At 66.6% G+C, this 24384-nt stretch carries 26 protein-coding genes; 20 read left to right on the top strand and 6 right to left on the bottom strand.

Annotated features, from left to right (window positions below):
- Positions 1–106 precede the first annotated feature (106 nt).
- Genes ABE483_RS00340 through ABE483_RS00355 form a run of 4 tightly spaced genes read left to right on the top strand, consistent with a single transcriptional unit; the run spans position 107 to position 5737 of the window.
- The gene (locus ABE483_RS00340) at positions 107–3217 is read left to right on the top strand and encodes a response regulator (RefSeq protein WP_313211132.1); all 3111 of its coding nucleotides are present in this window, start codon (positions 107–109) and stop codon (positions 3215–3217) included.
- Positions 3190–4038: a CheR family methyltransferase gene (locus ABE483_RS00345; protein ID WP_346462618.1), complete on the top strand. Its 849-nt coding sequence runs from the start codon at positions 3190–3192 to the stop codon at positions 4036–4038. Before ABE483_RS00340 ends, ABE483_RS00345 begins: the two co-directional genes overlap by 28 nt.
- Positions 4038–4622 (top strand): chemotaxis protein CheB, encoded by a 585-nt coding sequence (locus tag ABE483_RS00350; protein WP_282257514.1) that lies wholly within the window; start codon positions 4038–4040, stop codon positions 4620–4622. Before ABE483_RS00345 ends, ABE483_RS00350 begins: the two co-directional genes overlap by 1 nt.
- On the top strand, positions 4619–5737 hold the full coding sequence (locus tag ABE483_RS00355) for a hybrid sensor histidine kinase/response regulator (RefSeq protein ID WP_313218683.1): 1119 nt from the start codon (positions 4619–4621) through the stop codon (positions 5735–5737). The genes ABE483_RS00350 and ABE483_RS00355 overlap by 4 nt, the downstream gene beginning before the upstream one ends.
- A 45-nt stretch (positions 5738–5782) precedes the next feature.
- On the opposite strand, the gene ABE483_RS00360 is transcribed toward ABE483_RS00355, so the two are convergent.
- The 3 genes from ABE483_RS00360 to ABE483_RS00370 form a co-directional block, all read right to left on the bottom strand.
- Positions 5783–5965, bottom strand: a complete 183-nt coding sequence (locus ABE483_RS00360) for a hypothetical protein (RefSeq protein ID WP_313218681.1) — start codon at positions 5963–5965, stop codon at positions 5783–5785.
- Between the two features lie 61 nt (positions 5966–6026).
- Positions 6027–6206 carry a hypothetical protein gene (locus tag ABE483_RS00365; protein ID WP_313211135.1) on the bottom strand — a complete coding sequence of 60 codons (180 nt, stop codon included), beginning with the start codon at positions 6204–6206 and terminating at the stop codon, positions 6027–6029.
- Between the two features lie 175 nt (positions 6207–6381).
- On the bottom strand, positions 6382–6996 hold the full coding sequence (locus ABE483_RS00370; protein ID WP_313211136.1) for a TlpA disulfide reductase family protein: 615 nt from the start codon (positions 6994–6996) through the stop codon (positions 6382–6384).
- A gap of 241 nt (positions 6997–7237) precedes the next feature.
- Here ABE483_RS00370 and mntR point away from each other — a divergent pair, with 241 nt between their 5' ends.
- The 5 genes from mntR to ABE483_RS00395 all read left to right on the top strand — a co-directional run bounded on the left by mntR (position 7238) and on the right by ABE483_RS00395 (position 11089).
- The gene (gene mntR, locus ABE483_RS00375) at positions 7238–7696 is read left to right on the top strand and encodes a manganese-binding transcriptional regulator MntR (protein ID WP_313211137.1); all 459 of its coding nucleotides are present in this window, start codon (positions 7238–7240) and stop codon (positions 7694–7696) included.
- Positions 7689–8213, top strand: a complete 525-nt coding sequence (gene tadA, locus ABE483_RS00380; RefSeq protein WP_313211138.1) for a tRNA adenosine(34) deaminase TadA — start codon at positions 7689–7691, stop codon at positions 8211–8213. Before mntR ends, tadA begins: the two co-directional genes overlap by 8 nt.
- Before the next feature lie 100 nt (positions 8214–8313).
- Positions 8314–8883 carry an oligoribonuclease gene (orn, locus tag ABE483_RS00385; protein ID WP_346480819.1) on the top strand — a complete coding sequence of 190 codons (570 nt, stop codon included), beginning with the start codon at positions 8314–8316 and terminating at the stop codon, positions 8881–8883.
- A 114-nt stretch (positions 8884–8997) separates the two neighbouring features.
- Complete coding sequence (locus ABE483_RS00390; protein WP_345784559.1) at positions 8998–9858, top strand: EcsC family protein; 861 nt, start codon at positions 8998–9000, stop codon at positions 9856–9858.
- Positions 9859–9976: 118 nt separating this feature from the next.
- Positions 9977–11089, top strand: coding sequence for an alkene reductase (locus ABE483_RS00395; RefSeq protein ID WP_346480820.1), 1113 nt, complete (start codon positions 9977–9979; stop codon positions 11087–11089).
- 251 nt (positions 11090–11340) lie between these two features.
- On the opposite strand, the gene ABE483_RS00400 is transcribed toward ABE483_RS00395, so the two are convergent.
- Together ABE483_RS00400 and ppsA are read right to left on the bottom strand one after the other, a co-directional pair.
- Positions 11341–11844, bottom strand: a complete 504-nt coding sequence (locus ABE483_RS00400; protein ID WP_346480821.1) for a transposase — start codon at positions 11842–11844, stop codon at positions 11341–11343.
- 128 nt (positions 11845–11972) lie between these two features.
- Positions 11973–14351, bottom strand: coding sequence for a phosphoenolpyruvate synthase (gene ppsA / locus ABE483_RS00405; protein ID WP_313211142.1), 2379 nt, complete (start codon positions 14349–14351; stop codon positions 11973–11975).
- A gap of 143 nt (positions 14352–14494) precedes the next feature.
- Here ppsA and ABE483_RS00410 point away from each other — a divergent pair, with 143 nt between their 5' ends.
- The 3 genes from ABE483_RS00410 (at position 14495) to ABE483_RS00420 (ending at position 16455) form a co-directional block, all read left to right on the top strand.
- Complete coding sequence (locus tag ABE483_RS00410) at positions 14495–15316, top strand: pyruvate, water dikinase regulatory protein (RefSeq protein WP_019184148.1); 822 nt, start codon at positions 14495–14497, stop codon at positions 15314–15316.
- An 83-nt stretch (positions 15317–15399) separates the two neighbouring features.
- Entirely contained in the window at positions 15400–15909 is a 510-nt protein-coding gene (locus tag ABE483_RS00415) for a DUF1249 domain-containing protein (RefSeq protein WP_313211143.1), read from the top strand.
- Positions 15910–15966: 57 nt separating this feature from the next.
- Positions 15967–16455 (top strand): 8-oxo-dGTP diphosphatase, encoded by a 489-nt coding sequence (locus tag ABE483_RS00420; RefSeq protein ID WP_313211144.1) that lies wholly within the window; start codon positions 15967–15969, stop codon positions 16453–16455.
- Positions 16456–16473: 18 nt separating this feature from the next.
- Here ABE483_RS00420 and ABE483_RS00425 read toward each other — a convergent pair whose 3' ends face one another.
- A complete protein-coding gene (locus ABE483_RS00425; RefSeq protein ID WP_313211145.1) occupies positions 16474–17124 on the bottom strand; it encodes a methyltransferase domain-containing protein in 651 nt (216 codons plus the stop codon).
- Between the two features lie 375 nt (positions 17125–17499).
- Here ABE483_RS00425 and ABE483_RS00430 point away from each other — a divergent pair, with 375 nt between their 5' ends.
- The 8 genes from ABE483_RS00430 to ABE483_RS00465 all read left to right on the top strand — a co-directional run bounded on the left by ABE483_RS00430 (position 17500) and on the right by ABE483_RS00465 (position 24353).
- Positions 17500–18114, top strand: coding sequence for a CDP-alcohol phosphatidyltransferase family protein (locus tag ABE483_RS00430; protein ID WP_070474651.1), 615 nt, complete (start codon positions 17500–17502; stop codon positions 18112–18114).
- A 52-nt stretch (positions 18115–18166) separates the two neighbouring features.
- Positions 18167–19255: a class III poly(R)-hydroxyalkanoic acid synthase subunit PhaE gene (gene phaE / locus ABE483_RS00435; RefSeq protein WP_346465952.1), complete on the top strand. Its 1089-nt coding sequence runs from the start codon at positions 18167–18169 to the stop codon at positions 19253–19255.
- On the top strand, positions 19252–20322 hold the full coding sequence (gene phaC / locus ABE483_RS00440; protein WP_313211147.1) for a class III poly(R)-hydroxyalkanoic acid synthase subunit PhaC: 1071 nt from the start codon (positions 19252–19254) through the stop codon (positions 20320–20322). The genes phaE and phaC overlap by 4 nt, the downstream gene beginning before the upstream one ends.
- On the top strand, positions 20319–20690 hold the full coding sequence (locus tag ABE483_RS00445; protein WP_346480822.1) for a YfeK family protein: 372 nt from the start codon (positions 20319–20321) through the stop codon (positions 20688–20690). The genes phaC and ABE483_RS00445 overlap by 4 nt, the downstream gene beginning before the upstream one ends.
- A 47-nt stretch (positions 20691–20737) precedes the next feature.
- Positions 20738–20941 (top strand): PspC domain-containing protein, encoded by a 204-nt coding sequence (locus tag ABE483_RS00450; protein ID WP_123729552.1) that lies wholly within the window; start codon positions 20738–20740, stop codon positions 20939–20941.
- Positions 20938–21396 (top strand): hypothetical protein, encoded by a 459-nt coding sequence (locus ABE483_RS00455; RefSeq protein WP_313211149.1) that lies wholly within the window; start codon positions 20938–20940, stop codon positions 21394–21396. Before ABE483_RS00450 ends, ABE483_RS00455 begins: the two co-directional genes overlap by 4 nt.
- A gap of 159 nt (positions 21397–21555) precedes the next feature.
- Positions 21556–21771: a hypothetical protein gene (locus ABE483_RS00460; protein WP_313211150.1), complete on the top strand. Its 216-nt coding sequence runs from the start codon at positions 21556–21558 to the stop codon at positions 21769–21771.
- A gap of 206 nt (positions 21772–21977) precedes the next feature.
- The gene (locus ABE483_RS00465) at positions 21978–24353 is read left to right on the top strand and encodes a Tex family protein (protein WP_346462611.1); all 2376 of its coding nucleotides are present in this window, start codon (positions 21978–21980) and stop codon (positions 24351–24353) included.
- The last annotated feature ends 31 nt before the right edge of the window (positions 24354–24384 follow it).

Raw genomic sequence — 24384 nt, forward strand, 5'->3', positions numbered from 1 at the left:
TGTGAAGAAAGTGTCAAGAACGTGCGGCAAACACGCTGACTTCCGGCGCTTAACACCCGTTTACCGCTTCGGGTACCATCAGGCCCCTTTTAAGCTGGAACACGGCATGAATTCTGCGCCTACCTCCCGTGACCGTTGGATCTGGCTTGCGTCGGCCGCCTTGATGGCCGCCACGCTGGGCACGGAGATGGTGGTGCCGCTGGGCTACGCGGTCTGGTTGACCTACTTCATGGCGGTCGGCATCACGCTGTTCCAGCGCCGGATGGAAGTACCTCTGCTGGTGGCGATCGGGTCCTGCATCCTGCTTGCGGTGGGCTACAACGTGGCGCCGTCCAGCAGCAACTCGGCGTTCTCCTTCGTCAACCGCAGCATCGGCGGCGTTGCTTTCCTGATGATGGCGCTGACCGTGATGAAGGCCATCGGTGCGCGCCGTGAAGCGGCCGATGCGCTGTGGCTGCAGGCCGGCGAAAACGTGGTGGGTACCAGCCTGCAGGGCGATCCCACCCCGCGTGAACTGGCCGATGCGGCCATGCGCGCGCTGTGCGCGCAGCTCAATGCGGATGTGGGGGCCATGTATCGCCTGCAGGGCGAGCGGCTGGTGCTGGTCGGTGGTGCGGCGCTGCCTTCGCAGCTGCCGGAGACGCTGCCCGCCCATACCGGGCAGTGGGGCGAGATCATCCGGGAGGGCCGCGCGCGTCGGCTGGAGGACAGCGACAGCCCGCTGGATATCGATACCCCCCTGGGCCGCACTACCGTGCACCAGCGCCTGCTCGGGCCGATCACCGCCGATGGCGTGGTGATCGGCGTGATCGAGCTGGGCCGGGCCGGCGTCTCGCCTGCGCGTGGCCTGGAGATGGCGCTGCTGCTGCAGTGCGCCGAGCCGATCGGCATCGCGCTGCGCGCGGCGCTGCTCAATGCGCAGCTGGTGGAACTGCTGGAGGAAACCCAGCGCCAGAGCGAAGAGCTGCAGACGCAGCAGGAAGAGCTGCGCGTGGCCAACGAGGAACTGGAAGAGCAGAGCCGCAGCCTGCTGCATTCCCAGGCCAACCTGGAGCAGCAGCAGGCCGAGCTGGAACAGACCAATGTGCAGCTCGAAGAGCGCACCCACGAGCTGGAGTCGCGCCAGCAGGCGCTGCTGCTGGCCCAGGCGCAGCTGGTCCAGAACAGCGCCGAACTGGAGGCCAGTTCGCGCTACAAATCCGAATTCCTGGCCAACATGTCCCACGAGCTGCGCACGCCGCTCAACAGCTCGCTGATCCTGGCCAAGCTGCTGGCCGACAACAAGGACGGCACGCTGACCGCCGAACAGGTCAAGTACGCCCAGGCGATCCATTCCTCCAACAACGACCTGCTGGCGCTGATCAACGACATTCTGGACCTGTCGCGGATCGAGGCTGGCCATGTCGAGCTGGTCGAAGAAAACCTCGCGGTTTCCAGCGTCCTGCAGCGCCTGAAGGAAACCTTCGAGCCGATGGCGGTGCAGAAGGGGTTGAGCCTGGAGATCAGCGCCGCGCCGGACGCGCCGGCCCAACTGCTGGCCGACAGCCAACGCCTGCAGCAGATCCTGAAGAATCTGCTGGCCAATGCGGTCAAGTTCACCGAACACGGCGGCGTGTCGTTGAAGGTGCGCAGTGCCGGGGCAGGACGGATCCAGTTCGCCGTGTCCGATACCGGCATCGGCATTCCCGAAGAACAGACCGCGGTCATCTTTGAAGCTTTCCGCCAGGCCGATGGCAGCACCCGCCGCCGTTACGGTGGCACCGGGCTGGGGCTGTCGATCTCGCGCGATCTGGCGGCACGCATGGGCGGCAGCATCACCGTCTCCAGCGAGCCGGGCCGGGGTAGCTGCTTCACGCTGGAGCTGCCGCTGCTGGCCGGTGGTGGTACCGGCAGCCCTCACAACGTCGTGCACGACGTACGTCCCGCCGCCGTGGCAGCACCGGCCGTGCCTGCCGCTGCTTCGCTGGGCCGTGCCCACGCCGAATCCACCCCTGCACCCGCGCCCGCGGCCAGGGTGATGGATGACCGGGGCCGCCGCAGCCGCGCGGGCCGGATGATCCTGGTGGTGGAGGACGATACGGCGTTCGCCAGCGCGCTGGTCTCGATGGCGCACGAACTGGACTTTGATTGCGTGGTCGCCGGCACTGCCGAGGAAGCGCTGAGTCTGGCTGCCGAGTTGCGCCCCAATGGCATCCTGCTCGATATCGGCCTGCCCGATGTCTCCGGGCTGAGCGTGCTGGAGCGCCTCAAGCGCGACCCGGCCACGCGTCACATCCCGGTGCACGTGGTGTCCGGGCTGGAGCGTTCGCAGGTGGCGATGGAGCTGGGCGCGATCGGCTATGTGATCAAGCCGGCCACGCGCGAGCGCCTGCTCGGCGCGATCCAGCAGCTGGAGGCCACCAGCCAGCGCGACATGCGCCGCCTGCTGATCGTCGAGGACGACAGCGAGCTGCGCTCCAATCTGCAGTTGCTGCTCGGCCGCGACCAGCTCGAGATCACTGGGGTAGGCACCATCACCGAGGCGATGGCCGAACTGGCCGGCTCCACCTTCGATTGCATGGTCACCGACCTGGCGCTGCCCGACGGCACCGGCTATGACCTGCTCGAGCGCATGGCCGGCAATGATGCCGTCGCGTTCCCGCCGGTGATCGTCTATACCGGCCGCGCGCTGACCCGCGATGAAGAGCAGCGCCTGCGCCGCTATTCCAAGAGCATCATCATCAAGGGCGCGCGTTCGCCCGAGCGCCTGCTCGATGAGGTGACCCTGTTCCTGCACAGTGTCGAGGCCTCCCTGCCGACCGACCAGCAGCGCCTGCTGCGCGAGGCCCGCCGCCGCGATGCGGTGCTCGATGGCCGCACCGTGCTGCTGGCCGAGGACGATGTGCGCAACATCTTCGCGCTGTCCAGCGTGCTCGAGCCGCTGGGCGTGACCCTGGATATCGCCCGCAACGGCCGCGAGGCGCTGGAGAAGCTGCGCCCCGAGATCGACCTGGTGCTGATGGACATCATGATGCCGGAGATGGACGGGCTGACCGCCATGCGCGAGATCCGTGCCGACAACCGCTGGCGCGACCTGCCGATCATCGCGCTGACCGCCAAGGCGATGCCGGACGACCGCGAGCACTGCCTGCAGGCCGGTGCCAATGACTACATCGCCAAGCCGATCGACGTGGACAAGCTGGTCTCGCTGTGCCGGGTGTGGTGCTCGCGCCGATGAATGAAACGGAGCTGTTCGACCTGGAGTTGAAGCTGTTGCTGGAGGCGGTCTACCAGCGCTACCACTACGACTTCCGTGACTATGCGCTGGCATCGCTGCGGCGGCGCATGCGGCATGCCATGGCGCGCTTCGACTGCCCGACCATGGGGGCGCTGCAGCACCGGCTGCTGCACGAACCGGAGACCTTCGCCCAGGCGATGCAGTACTTCACCGTGCAGGTCTCGGAGATGTTCCGCGACCCGCCGTATTTCCGGATGCTGCGTGAGCACGCCGTGCCGGTGCTGCGCACCTATCCGTCGATCAAGCTGTGGATCGCCGGGTGCAGTACCGGCGAAGAGGTATGGTCGCTGGCGATCCTGCTGCATGAGGAAGGCCTGCTCGACCGCGCGATCATCTACGCCACCGACATCAATCCCGAAGCACTGCAGGCGGCCGAATCCGGGGCGTTCGCGCTGGACCGGCTGGCGCAGTTCAGCCGCAACTATCTGGCCGCCGGCGGCACCGGGTCGCTCTCGGATTACTACAGCAGCGGCTACGGCAGCGTGGTGTTTGATCGCCGCCTGAAGCGCAACATCGTGTTCGCCGACCACAGCCTGGCCACCGATACCGTGTTCTCCGAAGTGCACCTGGTGTCCTGCCGCAACGTGCTGATCTATTTCCAGCGGCCCCTGCAGGACCGCGCCATCGGCCTGTTCCACGAGGCGCTGGTCCATCGCGGCTTCCTGGGGCTGGGCAGCAAGGAATCGCTGCAGTTCGGCGCGCACGCCGATCTGTTCGAAGCCTGCGCGCGCGACCAGCGCCTGTATCGGAAGCTGGCCTGATGAGCGGCGCGTCGCAACGCAGCCGGTTCGATCTGGTGGTCATCGGCGCGTCGGCCGGTGGGGTCAGTGCGCTGCAGGCGCTGCTGTCATCGCTGCCGACGACACTGGCGCTGCCCGTGCTGGTGGTGCTGCATCTGCCACGTGATCGACCGAGCCGCATTGCTGGCCTGCTCGACGCCGGCTGCCCGCTGCCGGTGCGCGAGGCCGAGGACAAGCAGCCCCTGCAGCCGGGCACCGTCACCTTCGCGCCGCCGGATTACCATCTGCTGGTCGAGGACCGTGCCACGCTGGCGCTGTCGGTGGACCCGCCGGTGCTGTTCTCGCGTCCGGCCATCGATCCGCTGTTTGAAAGCGCCGCTGATGTGTTCGGCGATGGCGTGCTGGCGATCCTGCTGACCGGCGCCAGCGCCGATGGCAGTGATGGCGTCGCCGCTGTCCGCCAGGCCGGCGGCGAAGCCTGGATCCAATGCCCTGAGGAGGCGTATTCCTCGATGATGCCCGCATCCGCCCTGGCGCACGCCGGTGCCGATGCGGTGCTCCCGCTCACCTCCATCTGCACGCGTATGAAAGGTCTTACCCGATGAACCTGATCGAACCCGCCGGGTCGACTGCCACCACCGATTGCGTGAAGCTGCTGATTGTCGATGACATTCCGCAGAACCTGGTCGCGATGGAGGCGCTGCTGCGCCGCCCCGGCCTGGAGATCCTGTGCGCGTTGTCCGGTGCCGAAGCGCTCGAGCTGCTGCTGGAGCATGAAGTCGCGCTCGCGCTGCTGGATGTGCACATGCCGGAAATCGACGGGTTTTCGTTGGCCGAGCTGATGCGTGGCTCGCAGCGCAGCCGCGATGTACCCATCATCTTCCTGACCGCCTCACCGAACGACCCCGTGCGGGCCTTCAAGGGCTACGAATCCGGCGCCGTGGATTTCCTGCACAAGCCGATCGAGCCGCAGGTGATCATGAGCAAGGTCAATGTGTTCATCGAGCTTTACCAGCAGAAGCAGCTGCTGAAGACGCGCAACGATGCGCTGGAGCATGCGCTCAAGCTCAATGAGACGATGATGGCTGTGTTGACGCACGATCTGCGCACGCCGCTGGCATCGATCCTGCTGTGCGCCGATAAGCTGTCGCTGGATCTGCCCGACGATGGCGCGGTGCAGCGCACGCTTGGCCACCTTGAGAACAGTGCGCAGCGGATGGCGCGGATGGTGGATCAGTTGCTGGATTTCTCGAAGATCCGCACCGGTGGCCTGCGCCTGCACAGCACCGAATGCGATCTGGCGGACGTGGCCGCCTCGGTGGTGGCCGAGATCGGGCGTGCGCATCCGCAGGCGACGATCGAGCTGCAGGTCCAGGGCGATGCCCACCTGCAGGGCGATCCGGATCGCCTGGCGCAGCTGCTGTCCAACCTGATCGGCAACGCCGTGCTGCACGGTGGCGATGCGCCGGTGGTGGTGCGCCTGGAAGGCGAGCGCAGCGCGCCGCTGCGGTTGCAGGTGCGCAATGCCGGGCAGATTCCCGAGGCGTTGCTGCCGCGGTTGTTCGAACCGTTCAAGGCCAGTTTCCACGATAGCCGCGGGCTGGGGCTGGGCCTGTTCATCGCCAGCGAGTTCGCGCGTGCGCATGGCGGCACGCTGGTGGCGCAGAATCACGATGGCACGGTGCTGTTTGAGACTACGCTTCAGCGTCGACCACGCTGATGCCGATAGAACCATCCCGGCATTGTGCCGGGATGGTCGTGGTGCTTATAGCGGCTCGCAGCACAGATACAGGCCATGGCCGCCGTAGGTGCAGCCGGGCTGATCTTCGCAGCCTGCCAGGGGCTTGGGCTGGCTTGAGGTCGCCAGCGCCTGGCTCGATGCGAAGGCCAGTGCGCAGATCATCGTGACGGCGCTCAGGGACGACAACAACAGCTTCTTCGACTTCATGGTCTATCTTTCCCTTTGTGGATGATGTTGACGGTCGAACGTGCTCGCACGGAAGAGGGCGTTACACCGGCTGGCAGCAGCGGATTTCGCTATGCCCGCCATAGGTGCAGCCGGGCTTGTAGGGACAGCCCTCCAGCTGTTTGGGTTGGCTGGAGGTTGCCACCGCCTGGCTCGAAGCAAACGCCAGGGCACAGACAACAGCGATACCGCCAAAGACCGAGACGAGTTTCTTGGACTTCATGGTGTTTCTCCTGTTGTGGATCATGCGGATGCAGCGGGTGGTGCGCGATGCGGTTTACCGGGCAGGCGGATCCGTCAGCGGGGAGGGGAAGGAAAACCGACGAACTGTCGATCCGCCCCATAAGCCGGCGCGGACAGACCTTGGGTACGCCGCCGGGGAGCGGCGTCAGGGGGAATCAGCCTGCCGGAGCGGGCACCGCACTGCGCGCAGCGTTCACCACGAAGGCGCCGGTGATGGCATTGACCGCGCTGTCCTTGAGTTGGCCGACGTGGCGATAGATCACTTTGCCGTCCTCGATCACCACCACCATCGGCACCATGGTTGCGGTGTAGCGTTGCCGGATCCGGTCATCGGTATCGTTCACCACCGGAAACGCGAAGCCATGCTGGCGTGCATAGTCCGCAGCGGTTTCATGCGGCGGCAGGCTGACGCCGATCATCTCGAAGGCACGGTGGCCGTTGTTCCGTCCGGCGGCGTCCAGCGCCTGGATCTGCGGCACGGAGGCCAGGCAGAACTTGCAGGCAGGAGAGAAGAAATACAGGACCTGGCGGCCGCTGGCCGGGCCGGCGAGGGTGACCGCCTGGCCGTCCAGTGCCGTGGTGCCGAGTGCTTCAGGCTGGGCGCCTTCCGGAAGGCCGTGAGCGGCCTTGGAGATCTGTTCGACCTTGCTCACCAGCAGCGCCTGCTGCTGGCGGAGCTGCCGGTTCTGCACGGCCAGCGCGGTCATCAGCGCGGCCAACACGATGATCAGAGCGAGGCTGCCGTACTTCCGTAGCGCGGATGCGTCCATGCTGCTCCTTGGCCTTCGGCCGGGTCCATGGCTGAGTAGGTGGGGTATATATCCGGCACCAAAAATCATTTGTCAAACGAAAGATCCTGTGAATGAGACGTCGGTTTGATTCTGGTCTCTATCTGTTGCCAGCCGGGGCGCTCCGACCACGCGAGGCCCGCCCGGATCAGTCGCAAACCCCCGTGAGGTAAACTGTCCGGGTGCCGCAGCCCTTCGCCACCGGCCTATTGCTGGAGCCACGATGCCGTCCCCGACCCGTAAAGCCACCTCGCCCCTGATCGACGCCCAGGTGCATGTCGAGGGCTTTGTGCAGGTGCGTGAAGCGCGCCGGTCCGAGCTGGTCGAGGATTACGTGGAGCTGATCGCGGACCTGATCGCCGATGGCCGCGAAGCCCGCCAGGTGGATATCGCCACCCGGCTCGGGGTTGCACAGCCCACGGTGGCCAAGGCGCTCAAGCGGCTGGTCAAGGAGGGTTGGGCGATCCAGCGGCCGTATCGCGGCGTGTTCCTGACCCCGGCCGGCGAGCAGCTGGCGGTGGAGATGCGCGCCCGCCACCAGATGGTGGAGCAGTTCCTGCTGGCGCTGGGCGTGGACGCCGATTCGGCGCGCCGCGACGCGGAAGGGATCGAGCACCACGTCAGCGAGGCCACCCTGGCCGCCTTCGAGGCCTTCGTGCGCAAGGCCAACGGTCATGGTTGAGCGCCTCGCCCCGCCACCACCACTGGGCGTGCCGGTGCACGATCAGGATGAGCATTGGATGCGCCACGCGCTGGGCCTGGCGGAGCGTGCCGAGCGTGAATTCAATGAGATTCCGGTCGGCGCGGTGCTGGTCGGTGCCGATGGCACCGTGCTCGGCGAAGGCTGGAACCTCAACATCGCCGACCATGATCCCAGCGCGCATGCCGAGATCGTGGCGATGCGGCAGGCGGGCAGGGCGATCACCAACCACCGGCTGATCGGCAGCACGCTGTACGTGACGCTGGAGCCGTGTGCGATGTGTGCCATGGCCATCGTGCACGCACGCGTGGCGCGGCTGGTGTATGCGGCCACAGACCCCAAGACCGGTGCCTGCGGCAGCGTGTTCGATCTGATCGGCGACGCGCGCCACAACCACCGCGTGGAGATCCATGGTGGCGTGCTCGCCAAGGACGCCAGCACCCGGCTGACCAACTACTTCCGCGCCAAGCGCGGCAAGCCGCCACTGCTGCTGGAATAAGGTCCCGGCAGCGACAGGGTCGTGACGGGTTGGCGGTATCATGGGCGCCTTATCCATTCCCGGTCGCGGCGCAAGCGGTGGCCCAGCACAAGGCGAACACATGGCGGACAACGGCGCAGAAGGCGAGCGACTGATCTGGATCGATCTGGAAATGACCGGTCTGGACACCGACAACGATGCGATCATCGAGATCGCCACCGTGGTGACCGATGCGCAGTTGAAGGTGCTGGCCGAAGGCCCGGAATTCGCGATCCATCATCCGGTCGAGCGGCTGGAAGCGATGGACGAGTGGAACCGCAACCAGCATCGTCGTTCCGGCCTGTGGCAGCGCGTGGTCGAGAGCACCATCACGCTCGGGCAGGCCGAAGCGCAGACGATCGCCTTCCTGCAGCAGTGGATCAAGGCGGGCGCCTCGCCGATGTGCGGCAACTCGATCTGCCAGGACCGTCGCTTCCTGCACCGTGAAATGCCGCGTCTGGAAAAGTACTTCCATTACCGGAATCTGGACGTTTCCACGATCAAGGAACTGGCCAGGCGCTGGGCCCCGGGCGTGGCCGCCGGCGTCGGCAAGACCGCCAGCCATACCGCGCTGAGCGACGTGCATGATTCCATCGAAGAGCTGCGCCATTACCGTCAATTCATGGGCGCGCTGTCGGGCCTGCCGGCCTGACCCGAACGCCGGGCGTCGCCCGGCAACGCGGCCTGTGCGCAGGCGTTCAGCCACCGGCAGGCGAGGCAACGAGCGGTATACATCGGCGGCGCTATGATCGCGGCCATGAACGCCATGACCTCGCCACAACCGCCGCCGTTGGAGTCCTCGATCCTGCCCACCTCGCAGGACTGGCGCGACCTGCAGCGTGCGGTGGACCTGCTGGAATCGCCCACGCTGACCGCCAAGATGGCCAATCTGATCGGTTCGCCGCTGGAGTTCGCGGTCAAACGCCTGCCCGATTCGGTGTCCCGCCGCATCCATGGCGCGGTCGAAGCGGCGCTGTTCAAATCGGCCCAGGCGGCGTTGTGGACGATGGACAACACGCCGGGCAAAGCGGCGTCCACCCGCTGGCACAAGCTGGCCGCGGCCACCTCCGGTGCGGTCGGCGGCGCGTTCGGTTTCACCACGCTGTTCATCGAGCTGCCGGTGTCCACGACGATCATGATGCGCTCGGTGGCTGACGTGGCCCGCAGCGAAGGCTTCGACCTGCGCGAGATGAGCACCCGGCATGCCTGCCTGGAAGTGTTTGCGCTGGGCGGCAACTCCGGCAAGGACGATGCCAGCGAGACCGGCTACTACATCACGCGTGGCTTCACTGCCGAGGTGATGCGTCACCTGTCGGCCGAGTTGGCCGGCCGCGCGGTCGGCGGCAGCCCGGTGATGATCGGGCTGACCCCGAAGGAAGCCGGCAAGTGGCTGGCCAAGCTAGTGGAGAAGGTCGCTGCGCGTTTCGGTGTGGTGGTCACCGAGAAGTTCGCCGCGCAGGCGGTGCCGATTGTCGGGGCGGTGGCCGGCGCGACGCTCAACACCATGTTCACCGACTACTACCAGGACGTGGCGCGCGGCCATTTCATCGTGCGCCGCCTGGAGCGGACCTACGGGTACGAGACCGTGCGGGCGGCCTACTCGATGCTGGCGGCCGAGCGTACCTGATCGATCGTTGCATCGGCGGCACAACTGTTTTGCCGTCGCAGGTCTGTTGAGCGGGCAGCCCTGTCCCCATCCTTGTCGGCATCCCCGCTGCGGCGGCGCTCCCGATCAAGGATTTCCCATGTTGTTCTCCCCCCATACCCGCGGCACCCTGACGCTGCCCAACCGTATCGTGATGCCGCCGATGACCCGCTCACGGGCCGGCGAGGGCAATGTCGCCACACCGTTGATGGCCGAGTACTACGCCCAGCGGGCCTCGGCCGGCCTGATCGTCAGCGAAGGCACCCAGATCAGCCAGCAGGGCCAGGGCTACGCCTGGACGCCGGGCATCCACGATGACGCGCAGATCGCCGGCTGGCGCGGCGTGAGCGACGCGGTGCACGCGGCTGGCGGCCGCATCGTGGCCCAGCTCTGGCATGTTGGTCGCGTGTCGCATACCGCGCTGCAGCCGGGCGGTGCCGCCCCGGTGTCCTCGTCGGCGCTGCTGGCCGAGGGCGTCAAGGTGTTCGTCGATCCCGAGGGCCGTGGCCCATTGAGCGGCGTCGGTGAGATGGTGCAGCACTCGATGCCGCGGGCACTGGCCATCGACGAGATCGCCGGGATCGTGGGCGACTACGCGGCGGCCGCGCGCAACGCGATCGCGGCAGGGTTCGATGGTATTGAGCTGCACGGTGCGAATGGCTATCTGATCAACCAGTTCATCGATTCCCAGGCCAACCAGCGCACCGATGCCTACGGTGGCTCGCTGCAGAACCGCCTGCGCTTCCTGCGCGAGGTGGCCGAAGCGGTGGCCGAGGAAATCGGTGCCGAGCGCGTCGGCGTGCGTCTGGCGCCGCTGACCACGCTGCAGGGCGCGGTGGACGACACGCCGCAGGCGACCTACCTGGCCGCCGCGCATCTGCTCGATCAGATCGGCGTGGGCTATCTGCATATCGCCGAAGCCGACTGGGAAGATGCCCCGGTGATGCCGGTCGCCTTCAAGGAAGCGCTGCGCATGATCTACCGTGGCACCCTGATCTACGCGGGCAAGTACACCGTGGAGCGCGCTGAGGAGGCGCTGGCGAAGGGCTGGGCCGACCTGATCGCCTTCGGCCGGCCGTTCATCGCCAACCCGGACCTGCCGGATCGGCTGCAGCAGGGCCTGCCGTTGAACCCGTCGGACAAAGCGACGTTCTTCGGGGGCGGGGCGGAAGGGTTCACCGACTACGCGGTGGCCGAGACCGCCGAGGCCTGAACGCGCACCGCGTAGAGCCGACCGTTGGTCGGCTGCTCTCCTCTCCGACGTCATGCATACGTGATCCGCCGTGCGATGCGCGGCAGCCGACCAACGGTCGGCTCTACCAGCCGACTAACAGTCGGCTCTACCGGTGCTTCGGCCCCCGATCCATGGTGGGTAGAGCTGACCGTTGGTCAGCTGCTCTCCTCTCCGACGCCGTGCATATGTGATCTGCCGCGCGATGCGCGGCAGCCGACCAACGGTCGGCTCTACCCGGGCGGATGGTCTTCGGTGGGCCATCTGCACCACGAGAAGGGATACTCACCGATCGCTTCCGCCAGGCCGGCACGGACCGGGTTGGCGAGGATGTAGGTGGCTTGGCGTCGCAGGTCTTCGTCCTTGCGCAGTGCGTGGTCGTAATAGCCGGGTTGCCAGACAGGCCCGCTGCGGCCCAACTGCCGATTGATGAGCAGGCTGCTGCGTGATTTGAAGCGCTGCATGCATGTGCCCAGTGCGCCCTGCCGGAGCTGCATCAACCAGTGGACGTGGTCTGGCATGACCACCCACGCAAGGTTGCAGACCCGATGCTCGTCTTCCATGGCATGCAGCACCTGCATGACGGGCCCGGCCAGGTCGGGCTGGTGGAAGTGGGGTACACGCGCATGCGTGATGGTCGTCAGCGCGTACACGATGCCGATGCACGAGTGGCGACCGTAATGAAGGCGTGGGCTGGGCATGCCTGCAGGGTGCCCGTCGGTGTGCAGGGCAGCCATCAGGCGATGTGCCGTTGGGGTGTGGGGGATGGGCGGGTACAGCCGACCAACGGTCGGCTCTACCGATGCCGCACAAAACAACACCCCGCTTGCGCGGGGTGTTGATTTTCATCGCGTTGCCGAGGGGATCAACCCTTGGCTTTGAGCTTGGCCAGACGCAGCCAGGTATCCACCACGGTGTCCGGATTCAGCGACACCGACTCGATCCCTTCCTGCATCAGCCATTCGGCCAGGTCCGGGTGATCGGACGGGCCCTGGCCGCAGATGCCGACGTACTTGCCCTTGGCGCGCGCCGACTTGATCGCCATCGACAGCAGCTTCTTCACCGCCGGGTTCCGCTCGTCGAACAGGTGCGCGACGATCGACGAATCGCGGTCCAGGCCCAGGGTCAGCTGGGTCAGGTCGTTGGAGCCGATCGAGAAGCCGTCGAAGATCTCCAGGAACTCATCGGCGAGCAGTGCGTTGGACGGCACTTCGCACATCATGATGATCTTCAGGCCATTCTCGCCCTGCTTGAGGCCATTCTGTTCGAGCACCTCGACGACCTTGCGGCCTTCTTCCAGGGTACGCACGAACGGGATCATGACCCACAGGTTGTCCAGGCCCATCTCGTTGCGCACGCGCAGCACGGCCTGGCATTCCAGGGCGAAGGCGGCCGAGAAACTCGGATCGACGTAACGGCTGGCGCCGCGGAAGCCGATCATCGGGTTCTCTTCGTGCGGTTCGTAGTTGCTGCCGCCGATCAGGTTGGCGTACTCGTTGGACTTGAAGTCCGACAGGCGCACGATCACCGGGTTCGGGGCGACCGACGCGGTCAGCGTGGCGATGCCTTCGGCCAGGCGACCGACGTAGAAGCTGACCGGATCAGCGTAACCGGCGATCTTCTCGTCGATCTTCTTCTTGGTCGCCGCGTCCTGGCGGTCGTACTCCAGCAGCGCGTTCGGGTGGATGCCGATGTGGCTGGCGATGATCATTTCCAGACGGGCCAGGCCGATGCCGGCGTTCGGCAGCTGGCCGAAATCGAAGGCACGTTCCGGGTTGGCCACGTTCATCATGATCTTCAGCGGCGCCGGCGGCATGTTGCCCAGGTCCGTGGTGGTGCGCTCGAACTCGAGGATGCCGTCGTAGATGAAGCCGGTGTCACCCTCGGCGCAGCTCACGGTGACCTGCTGGCCGTCCTGGATCAGCTGGGTGGCGTTGCCCGAGCCGACCACGGCCGGCACGCCCAGCTCACGGGCGATGATCGCCGCGTGGCAGGTACGGCCACCGCGGTTGGTCACGATGGCCGAGGCGCGCTTCATCACCGGCTCCCAATCGGGGTCGGTCATGTCGGCGATCAGCACGTCGCCGGGCTGCACGCGGGCCATGTCGTCCAGGGTGCGCACCACGCGGGCGGTACCGGCACCGATCTTGGCACCGACGGCGCGGCCTTCGGCCAACACCTTGCCGTCCTTCTGGTTCAGTGCGAAACGTTCGATCTGGGTGGCATGGCCACGCGACTTCACGGTCTCCGGACGCGCCTGCACGATGAACAGCTTGCCGCTGACACCGTCCTTGGCCCACTCGATATCCATCGGGCGGCCGTAGTGCTTTTCGATGACCAGCGCCTGCTTGGACAGTTCCTGCACGTCCTCGTCGCTGATCGAGAAGGTGTTGCGCAGCTCGGCCGGGGTGTCTTCGATGCGCACGCGCTCACCGGGGACATCCGAATACACCATGCGGATCGCCTTGCTGCCGAGCGAGCGGCGCAGGATCGCCGGCTTGCCGGCGCTCAGGGTGGGCTTGTAGACGTAGAACTCGTCCGGGTTGACCGCACCCTGCACGACCATTTCGCCCAGGCCGAACGAGGAGGTGACGAACACCACGTCGCGGAAGCCGGACTCGGTGTCCAGGGTGAACAGCACGCCGGAGGACCCCACGCCCGAGCGCACCATCAGCTGCACGCCGGCGGACAGGAACACGTCCTCGTGCTTGAAACCGTGGTGGACGCGGTAGGCGATCGCGCGGTCGTTGTAGAGCGAGGCGAACACTTCCTTGACCTTGAGCACGACATCGTCGGCGCCGGTCACGTTGAGGAAGGTCTCCTGCTGGCCGGCGAAGGAGGCATCGGGCAGATCCTCGGCAGTCGCCGAGGAGCGCACCGCGACCGCCACGTCGCCGCCGCCGTTTTCGCTGCACAGTTTGGCGTAGGCGGTGCGGATGTCCTGGTCCAGCGCCGGATGCAGCGGGGCATCGATCACCCAGCCGCGGATTTCCTTGCCGGCCACGGTCAGGGCACCGACATCTTCCACGTCCAGCGTGGCCAGCTTGTCGAAGATGCGCTTGGACAGGTCGTTGTGGGCGATGAAGTCCTTGAAGGCTTCAGAGGTGGTTGCGTAACCGCCGGGGACAGACACCCCCAGACCGGCAAGATTGCCGATCATTTCGCCAAGCGACGAATTCTTGCCGCCTACGCGGGCCAGATCGGCCAGGCGCAGTTCGTGCAACCACAGGATGTTCTCGTTCAAGCGCGATGCTCCGTTTGGCCATCGCCCGAGGCGGGCTGGATGGCCACGTCCGTAGGAAGAAGCCGATATGATGCCGGGCAGACCGCTGTCGGCACAAGCTTGTATCGACGGCCTTTTTAAGCTTCGGAGGGGGTAAAAGCCGTATGTCGACGATCCGTCCGGTGTTCTACGTGTCCGATGGAACCGGTATCACCGCTGAAACCATTGGGCATAGCCTCCTGACCCAGTTCTCCGGGTTCAGCTTCATCACCGACCGAATGTCGTTCATCGATGATCCGGAAAAAGCGCGGGAAGCCTGTGAAAGGATCCGTGCAGCGGGGGAGCGGTACCAGGTTCGGCCGATCGTGGTCAGTTCCTGCGTGGACAGCGGACTGAGCATCATCCTGGCCGAAAGCGGTGGGTTGATGCTGGACGTGTTCGCCCCCTTCATCGAGCCCCTGGAGCGCGAACTGGCGGTCAACCGCCACTCCCGGGTGGGCCAGGCGCACGGCATGGTGGACTTCGAGACCTACCACCGGCGCATCAACGCGATGAACTTCGCGCTGACCCACGATGACGGCATTGCCATCAACTACGACGACGCCGACGTGATCCTGGTGGCGGTGTCGCGGGCCGGCAAGACCCCCACCTGCATCTATCTGGCCCTGCATTACGGGGTCCGCGCGGCCAATTACCCGCTCACCGATGAAGACCTGGAGCAGGACCGCCTGCCGCCGCGCCTGCGCCCGTACCGCAAGAAGCTGTTTGGGCTGACCATCGACCCGGACCGCCTGCAGCAGATCCGCCAGGAGCGCCGCCCGAACTCGCGCTACGCCAATCTGGAGACCTGCCGCCGCGAGGTCGCCGCCGCCGAGACGATGTTCCGGATGGAGCGGATCCCGACGTTGAGCACCACCCACACCTCGATCGAGGAGATCTCCAGCAAGGTGCTGGGCACGCTGGGGCTGCAGCGCGAGATGTATTGACCGGTGTGAACCGGTGGTGGGCCGCCCCTTTGGCCGGGCGGCTGCCGCCCCCACGTTGGGAGATCAACGTGTAGGATCGACCCATGGCCCAGGCATCGCCCCGTATCGAACGCATTCCCCGGCTCAGCCGCCTGAGCTGGCTGATGGGCCTGTACGCCGAGAACTACCAGCACCTCGTGCGCCTGTTCGCACCGGCCGAGCTCGTCCCTGGCAGCTACGTCTCATCGATCGGTGATGGGCTGGATGTGCGCCTGGACGTGATCGAGTGCCACCGCTATACGGTCGAGCTGCGCCTGACCTACGACTTCGCCGACCCGGTCACCGGGCAGCCGGATCCTTCGGCCTATGTGCGCCTGTACCGTGACGCCCGCCAGGCCGAGACGACGCATTGCTACGTCGGTCGCCGCTGGCAGGACGTGATGGGCATGTACCCGCCGCCGGCCCAGCTGATCAGCCACCGCATGCGGATGAACACCTTCCTCGGCAAATGGCTGGAATACCTGGCCGAGCGCGGCCACGGCGTGGCCACGCTGCGCCGCGATGGCGCGGTGGCGGCACCGGCCGACGCGCGCCGCACCAGCGTGGTGCCCTGAGCCGGCCCCGGACGGATCGCGCATAATCGCGGGTCTGTGTTCCCGAGCCTGTGCGAAATGCCCTATACCCCCATCGTGGCCACCCTGGGCTACGTGCTGTCCGCCGACGGCAAGCAAGTGCTGATGATCCACCGCAACGCCCGCCCCGGTGACCTGCACCTGGGCAAGTACAACGGCCTGGGCGGCAAGATGGAGCGCGATGAAGACGCCGCTGCCTGCATGCGCCGCGAGATCCGCGAAGAGGCCGGCATCGAGTGCGGCACCATGCGCCTGCGCGGCACGATCAGCTGGCCGGGCTTCGGCAAGAACGGCGAGGACTGGTTCGGCTTCGTGTTCGTCATCGATGACTTTACCGGCACGCCGCTGACCTCCAATCCGGAGGGCACGCTGGAGTGGGTGGACGTGGACAAGATCGACGGCCTTCCGCTATGGGAAGGCGACCGCAGCTTCCTGCCACTGGTCTTCGACGATGAGCCGCGCGCCTTTCATGGCGTGATGCCGTACCGCGATGGCGCCATGCAGTCCTGGAGTTACACCCGGCTGTAGTGCCGGCCAGCGCCGGTATTACCGGCGGGCCAGCAACAGGTGGAAGTGCTTGGTCACCTCGCGCCCATCGTTGCTGCGCCCGGTTTCGTGGTGGGCGCGCCAGCCTTGTACGGTCAACCCAGCGCTGCGCAGGGCCTGCTCGACCTCGGCCAGCTCATGCAGGTGGAACCCATGTGCTGTGAACGGCAGCGTGCGCATGAAAGCGGCATCGCCGAAGGCCAGGCAGAGCCGGCCGCCGGGGCGCAGCACGCGCGCCAACTCGGCGAACGGGAATTTCAGTTCGTCCCAGAAGTACAGCGTGTTCACTGCCAGCGCCGCATCGATGCAGGCCGACTCCAGGGGCAGGGCATGGGCATCGCCCAGGTGGACCTCGGCACGATCCAGCAGCCCATGCGTGGCCAGCACCGCAGTGCCGGCCGCGACCATCGCCGCTGAAACGTCAATGCCCACATAGCGGCTGTCCGGTGTACGCAGCAGATCGGGTGCGAAGGCTGCATTGCCCGGGCCGATCTCCAGGACCTGTTCACCGGGGGTGACTGACAGCAGGGCGATGGCGGCCCGGTTGAGGTCGCCGTTGCTGCGGTTCATCGATTCGGCCACGACGAGCGCGTGCTCACCGTGCGGGTGGCGCAACTGGGCGGCCAGATGGTCGGGGGAAAGCACGCGCAAGACTCCTGTCGGTGGGCGGCAGGACCTGGCGGCGGCGGAGTCCATCCACCAGCTTAGCCCACTGATGGCACCGATGGGCGCACGTGTGAAGGGATCGCGCCGCGGCAATGAGGATCGGTGATCAGGAAATCACCATCGTCGCCTCTGTTGAGACGGAGTTGTCCACAGGGGGTGTGGATGACTCGTGGGCAAGTTTGTGGATAAGCCGCGTCGGCCCCCGCCGGTGCTCGCTGTCAAGATGGGTGGCCAAAAATTCACCGCAGGTCGTGCTGGCGTGAACGGCGCGGCAAGGCTGGAGTACGGTGGCGTAGGGAACGCTGTCCCGGCGCGGGCCGCTCGCGGTACTCTCTTGCGATTGCCGCCACCTGATCCTTCATGAAACGTCACTTCTCGATGTTGCGCGAGTTCCACCTGGCCGACTGGTTCACCTTGGCCAACGCGTTCTGTGGCACCGGCGCGGTCTTTGCCGCCATGCGCTATCTGCAGGATGGCGAACGCAGCTATCTGCTGTTCGGCATGGCCCTGATCCCCTTGGCCTTCATTTTCGACGCGCTGGACGGGCGCATCGCACGCTGGCGCAAATCCAGCTCCACGCTGGGCCGTGAGCTGGATTCGCTGTCGGACATCATTTCCTTCGGTGTCGCCCCGGCCGCACTGGCCTACGCCTGCGGCATGCAGGGCGGCTGGGACTGGCTGGTGCTGAGCTACTTCGTCTGCTGCGGCGTCAGCCGCCTGGCCCGCTACAACGTGACCGCCGAAGCACTGGCCGGCGAGGGCGACAAGGTGCCGTACTTCGAAGGCACCCCGATCCCGACCAGCCTGGCGCTGGTGGTGGTGCTGGCCGTGGCGGCGAGCGTCGGGGCCACCGGCGCGGACCTGTGGCTGGGCCAGTGGCAGCTGGGCCCGTGGCAGTTGCACCCGCTGGTGCTGCTGTTCGCGCTGTCCGGCTCGCTGATGATCAGCAAGACCCTGCGCATCCCCAAGCCGTGAGGCAGGGCAGCGCGGCATTGCTATCATCGTTTCCCGAGACGGGAGGACGGTCATGACCACGGCGGGCAGCGGCAGCGGCGCAGGCGATGTAGAAGCCCTGGCGCGGCAGTATTTCAGTGCCTGGGGCGATGCCCTGCGGCACGCTGCGGCACCGCCCGGCCACACCGCCGGCCCCGAGGGGCAGGGCAACTGGCAGCAGGCGATCGACTGGTGGGCGCAGATGATGCCCAACGCGGCCAGCCGCCCGGCCGACGAGGCCGTGCACCGTTTCCGTGAACAGGCCGGTGGGTGGTACGGCACGATGCAGCAGGTGGCCGCGCAGTTTGCCGGCCGCGACACCACCAGCGCCGAGGTGGCGCAGGCGTGGCGCACGGCGGTGCTGGGACAGGGTGACGGGCTGCTGCAGTGGATGCTGCAGGGCGCACGCGGACATACCCACACCGAGGGCCCGGACCTGCTGCAGCTGTTGGAAACCCTGCAGCGTCAGCTCGGACCATGGCTGCAGAGCCCGGCGTTTGGTCCCGGCCGTGAGCACCAGGCGCGCTGGCAGGCGCTGCTGCGGGCCCAGCAGGACTACCAGGCGCACTCGCGCGATTACGTGGATCAGATCAAGCAGGCGCTGGACGATGCGTTCACCCTGTTCGAGCAGCGCCTGGCCGAGCACGAGCAGCCGGGCAACCAGCTGACCAGCGCGCGGGCGATGTTCGATCTATGGATCGATGCGGCCGAGGAGGCCTATGCGAAGGTTGCGCTGTCCGAGCCGTTCCAGGCGGTGTACGCCTCGCTGGGCAATGCCCAGATGCGGCTGCGCGCGGCCACCCAGCAGGAGATCGAACGGCTGACCGAGAGTTTTGGGCTGCCGACGCGCACCGAAATGGATGCAGCGCATCGCCGGATCGCCGAGCTGGAGCGGCTGGTGCGCCGCATGGCCGCTGGCGCAGCCGCGGGTGCGGCACCTGCCAGCACGGCCAAGGTGCGCAAGGCTGCAGTGAAGCCAGCCGCCGCGAGCAAGCGCACAACCCGCGCTTCCAGGCCAGCCAACCCCACCAAGGCCACCGCCAACCCCAACAAGGCCACCAAGGCCGCCAAGGCCACCAAGGCCGCCGGAAAACCCACCAAGCCAAGGAAACGCAGCGCATGAAGGGCCCCCTGGGCTTCAATGCCGAAGACCTCCTGCAGGAGACCCTGGCCATGCAGCGCAAGCTGATGGATGGCCTGAAGCTGCTGCCTGCGGTGGACGATGTCGATTACGGCGTGACCACCCGCGAGGAAGTCTGGCGCGACGGCAAGGTCACGCTGTACCGCTTTGTCGGCACCGAGCCGCCGGTGCACGCCACGCCGCTGCTGATCGTCTACGCGCTGGTCAACCGGCCGTACATGGTCGACCTGCAGACCGACCGCTCACTGGTTCAGAAGCTGCTGGCTCTGGGCCACGATGTGTATGTGCTGGACTGGGGCTACCCGGACCGCTCCGAGCGCTACCAGACGCTGGAGGATTACCTGCTGCGCTTCGTGGATGGCGCGGTGGATCACCTGCAGGCGCACAACGGCGGCGAACCGATCAACATGCTCGGCATCTGCCAGGGCGGCGTGTTCGCGCTGTGCTATGCCGCGCTGCGCCAGGCCAAGCTGGCCAACCTGATCACGATGGTCACCCCGGTCGATTTCCACACGCCGGACAACATGCTCTCGCACTGGGCGCGCCAGGTGGACGTGGACCTGCTGGTGGACACGCTGGGCAACATCCCGGCCGATCTGATGAATGCCAGCTACCTGATGCTCAAGCCGTTCCGCCTCAACGTGCAGAAGTACGTGGGGCTGCTCGACATCCTGGACGACAAGGACGCGCTGGAAGATTTCCTGCGCATGGAGAAGTGGATCTTCGACTCGCCCGATCTCGCCGGCGAAGCGTTCCGTGACTTCATCAAGCAGTTCTACCAGGGCAATGGCCTGATGCACGACGGCGTGCGCATCGGCGACGCAACCGTCGACCTCCGGCAGGTGACGTTGCCGGTGTTGAACATCTATGCCGAGCAGGACCATCTGGTCCCGCCCGATGCGTCACGCGCGCTGCGCGGCCGGATCGGCAGCGCGGATTACACCGAGAGCAGTTTCCGCGGGGGCCATATCGGTATCTATGTCTCCGGGCGGGCCCAGCGCGAAGTGCCCGCAACCATCACCGGTTGGTTGAACGAGCGTTCGCAATGAAGCGTCCTCGCTTTCTCTGGCTGGCTGTGGGTCTGTTGGGCATTGGTACCGCCCACGCCGCACCCGGTGAAACCGCCCGCCGCGAGATCGCCGGCCTGATCGGCGCGCTGGACGGCTCCCCTTGCCGGTTCCAGCGCAATGGCAGCTGGCACGATGCGCCCGAGGCGCGGGCCCATCTGCAGCGCAAGTACGACTACCTGCTCAAGAAGGACAAGGTCGACACGGCCGAGCAGTTCATCGAACGCGCCGCCAGCCAGAGCAGCCTGAGCGGCAAGCCCTACCGGATCGCCTGTCCGGGCCAGCCGGAACAGACCGCCGCGGCGTGGTTCGGCGCGCGGCTGAAGGCCCTGCGCCAACGCACCCCGTAGACACGGTTCGCGCTAGAGTCGGCGCATTCCGGAACGAGACCCCGTGCATGAACACACCGCCGCGCCCGCTGTCCCGTTCGCTCAACGACCGCATGATCGCCGGCGTCATGGGCGGTATCGCGCATCGCTACGGTTGGAACGTCACCCTGGTACGGGTGCTGTTCGTGCTGATCTCGATCGGCTCGGCGGCCTTCCCCGGCATCCTGGTCTACCTGATCCTGTGGCTGTTGATCCCCAACGAGGCCGATTGAGCCTGTCACCGGTGCTGCTGCGCGCGCTGCAGGGGCTTGGCGCACTGTGGACCTCACCCAACACCCTGATCGGCCTGGCCGCCGGCACCGCCGGGATGCTGGCCGGTGCGCGTCCGTCGTGGAACAGGCGCGACTGCGCGATCGTGTTCCGCGAATTTCCGTGGGGGCCGGGCGGAGCGATCACGCTGGGCAACGTCATCCTGCACACGGGACCGGTGCTGGACGTGCCGTGCCGCACGTATGCGCACCAGGCCGGTTACGCCACCGAGCCGGTGATCGGGCTGCACGACCACGAGCGTGCGCACGTCTACCAGTATCTGGTGCTGGGGCCGCTCTACCTGCCGGTGTACCTGCTGTGCGGTGGGGTCAGTGCACGCAACCCGTTCGAGCGCGCGGCCGATGTGTATGCACTGCAGGGGCGGGGCTGGTGGCCATCACGTCGTGATGCGCAGTGAGGTTATCTCCGCGTTAAATCCATGTAAGAAAAACGTCGACAACGCGACGTCATCTGCATGCAAAAAAACGTTATTAGCCTGCATGACGAACCAGTCAGGTTTACCGGGGTAAGCTTGCAGCGCTGTATGAGCAACCGTTTTTCTGGAGGAACACATCACATGGCAATCGTTCTTTATGTCGGTGGTAGCAAGGATGGCGACAAGGGCCTGGTGCCCCATGGTTTCAGCAAGTCCCAGGCCGATACCGAGCTGGGTCCGGAGATCTACACCGAGCGGTTCATGGAACTGCAGGGTGTAGGCAAGGTGCGGGTGATGGCGTTGGAGTCGATGCAGGACGACATCGTCCACCAACGCGCGGCCGTGCATTACCGGTAAGCCAGCGCTCCCGCGGAGGTGCCCGGTTGTCGCGGGCGCCCGCGCCGGCATCCCAGCCCCACGCAGGATGCCGGCGTGAACGCAGGACCCCTCGTGTGGTCATCGCCACGGGGCGACAGGTTCGGCCCGGCCTGTCAACGGCTTTCCCCCGCCGCCGCGCATCGCCAGAATGGGTTCTTTCCGCAAAGCGGCTCCGGCCGGAAGCAATGCCTGACATCAAGCTCGCACAGCAGATCGCCCAGACCATCGCCGATGAGATCGGTGCCCAGACCGCCCAGGCGCTCGCCGCCATCGCCCTGTTGGACGAAGGCGCCAGCGTTCCGTTCATCGCCCGCTACCGCAAGGAAGTCACCGGCGGGCTGGACGACACCCAGCTGCGTAACCTCGAAACGCGCCTGACCTACCTGCGCGAGCTGGAAGACCGCCGCGCCGCGGTGCTGTCCAGCATCGACGAACAGGGCAAGCTCAGCGACGAGTTGCGCAACGAGATCCTCGGTGCGGACACCAAGTCGCGCCTGGAAGATCTGTACCTGCCGTACAAGCCCAAGCGCCGCACACGCGCGCAGATCGCGCGCGAAGCCGGACTGGAGCCGCTGGCCGATGGCCTGCTGGCCGATCCAAACCTGGACCCGCAGGTGTTCGGTGCCACCTTCGTCGATGCAGACAACGGCGTGGCCGACACCAAGGCCGCGCTGGAAGGTGCCCGCGCGATCCTGATGGAGCGTTGGGGCGAAGACGCCGCGCTGGTCGGCGAGCTGCGCACCTGGCTGGGCGAAAACGGCGTGATCCGCGCACGTGTCGCCGAGGGCAAGGAAGAGCAGGGCGCCAAGTACCGCGATTACTTCGAACACGCCGAGTCGCTGGCGAAGATTCCGTCCCACCGCTTGCTGGCACTGTTCCGCGCACGCCGCGAGGAAATCCTGTTCCTGGAACTGGACCCGGGCAACGATGCCGAGGCCGGCAATCTGTACGCCGAAGGCCGTGTCGCGCACAACGCGGGCATCCGCGACGCCGGCCGCCCCGGCGACCGCTGGCTGCTCGACGCCTGCCGCCTGACCTGGCGCGCCAAGCTGCACATGCACCTGCTGCTGGACCTGTTCAACCAGGCCCGCGAGAAGGCCGAAGCCGAGGCGATCGCGGTGTTCGGCGACAACCTCAAGGACCTGCTGCTGGCAGCCCCGGCCGGCCCCAAGAGCGTGCTCGGGCTGGACCCGGGCATCCGCACCGGCTGCAAGATCGCCGTGGTCGATGCCACCGGCAAGCTGGTGGCCACCGACACCATTTACCCGCACGAACCGCGCCGGCAGTGGGACCAGTCACTGCAGACGATCAAGCAGCTGTGCATGAAGCACAACGTGGAGCTGATCGCGATCGGCAACGGCACGGCCAGCCGCGAAACCGACAAGCTGGCCGGCGAGGTGATCAAGGCGTTGGGCGAGACCAGCCTGCAGAAGATCGTGGTCAGCGAGGCCGGTGCGTCGGTGTATTCGGCGTCCGAATTTGCCGCCAAGGAATTCCCGGACCTGGACGTGTCGATCCGCGGCGCGGTCTCCATTGCCCGTCGCCTGCAGGATCCGCTGGCCGAGCTGGTCAAGATCGAACCCAAGGCGATCGGCGTGGGCCAGTACCAGCACGACGTGGACCAGTACCGCCTGGCGCGTGCGCTGGATGCGCGCGTGGAGGACTGCGTCAACGCGGTCGGCGTGCACGTCAACACCGCCTCGGCGGCGCTGCTCTCGCGCGTGTCCGGGTTGTCGGCCACGGTGGCCGAAAACATCGTGCGCCACCGCGACGACAACGGTCCGTTCAAGCGCCGCAAGGACCTGCTCAAGGTGCCGCGCCTGGGCGACAAGACCTTCGAACAGTGCGCCGGCTTCCTGCGCATCGCCGATGGCGACCAGCCGCTGGACGCGTCCTCGGTGCACCCGGAAGCCTACCCGGTGGTGGAGCGCATCGTGGCCGCCACGGCACGCCCGATCAAGGCGTTGATCGGCGACGGCAGTTTCCTTCGCGGGCTCAAGGCCGAACAGTTCACCGACGCCACCTTCGGCGTGCCGACCGTGCGCGACATCCTGAAGGAACTGGAAAAGCCCGGCCGCGACCCGCGCCCGGAGTTCAAGGCGGCGCGTTTCGCCGAGGGCGTGGAAGAGCTCAAGCACCTGCAGCCGGGCATGATCCTGGAGGGCGTGGTCAGCAACGTGGCCGCGTTCGGTGCCTTCGTGGACATCGGTGTGCACCAGGACGGCCTGATCCACATCTCGGCGCTGTCGGACACCTACGTCAAAGACCCGCGTGATGTGGTCAAGGCCGGTGACATCGTCAAGGTGAAGGTGCTGGAGGTGGACGTGGCGCGCAAGCGCATCGCCCTGACCCGGCGCCTCGACGATACCCCGGCCCCGGCCAAGGCCCAGGGTGAGCGCGATGCGCGCCCGGCCGGTGGCGGCCGCCGTGACGGCGGGGCGGGCAATGGTCCGCGCGGTGGCGGTCGTGGCACCCCGTCCGGCCCGCGTCCGGGCAGCGCCGCACCGCCGGCCAACAATGCGCTGGCCGACGCCTTCGCCCGGGCCAAGCGCGGCGGCTGATCCCGCGGTGGGTGCCTGCCAGAGGCCGCCT

It is taken from the genome of Stenotrophomonas sp. TWI602, assembly GCF_039674045.1.
Lineage (GTDB): Bacteria > Pseudomonadota > Gammaproteobacteria > Xanthomonadales > Xanthomonadaceae > Stenotrophomonas.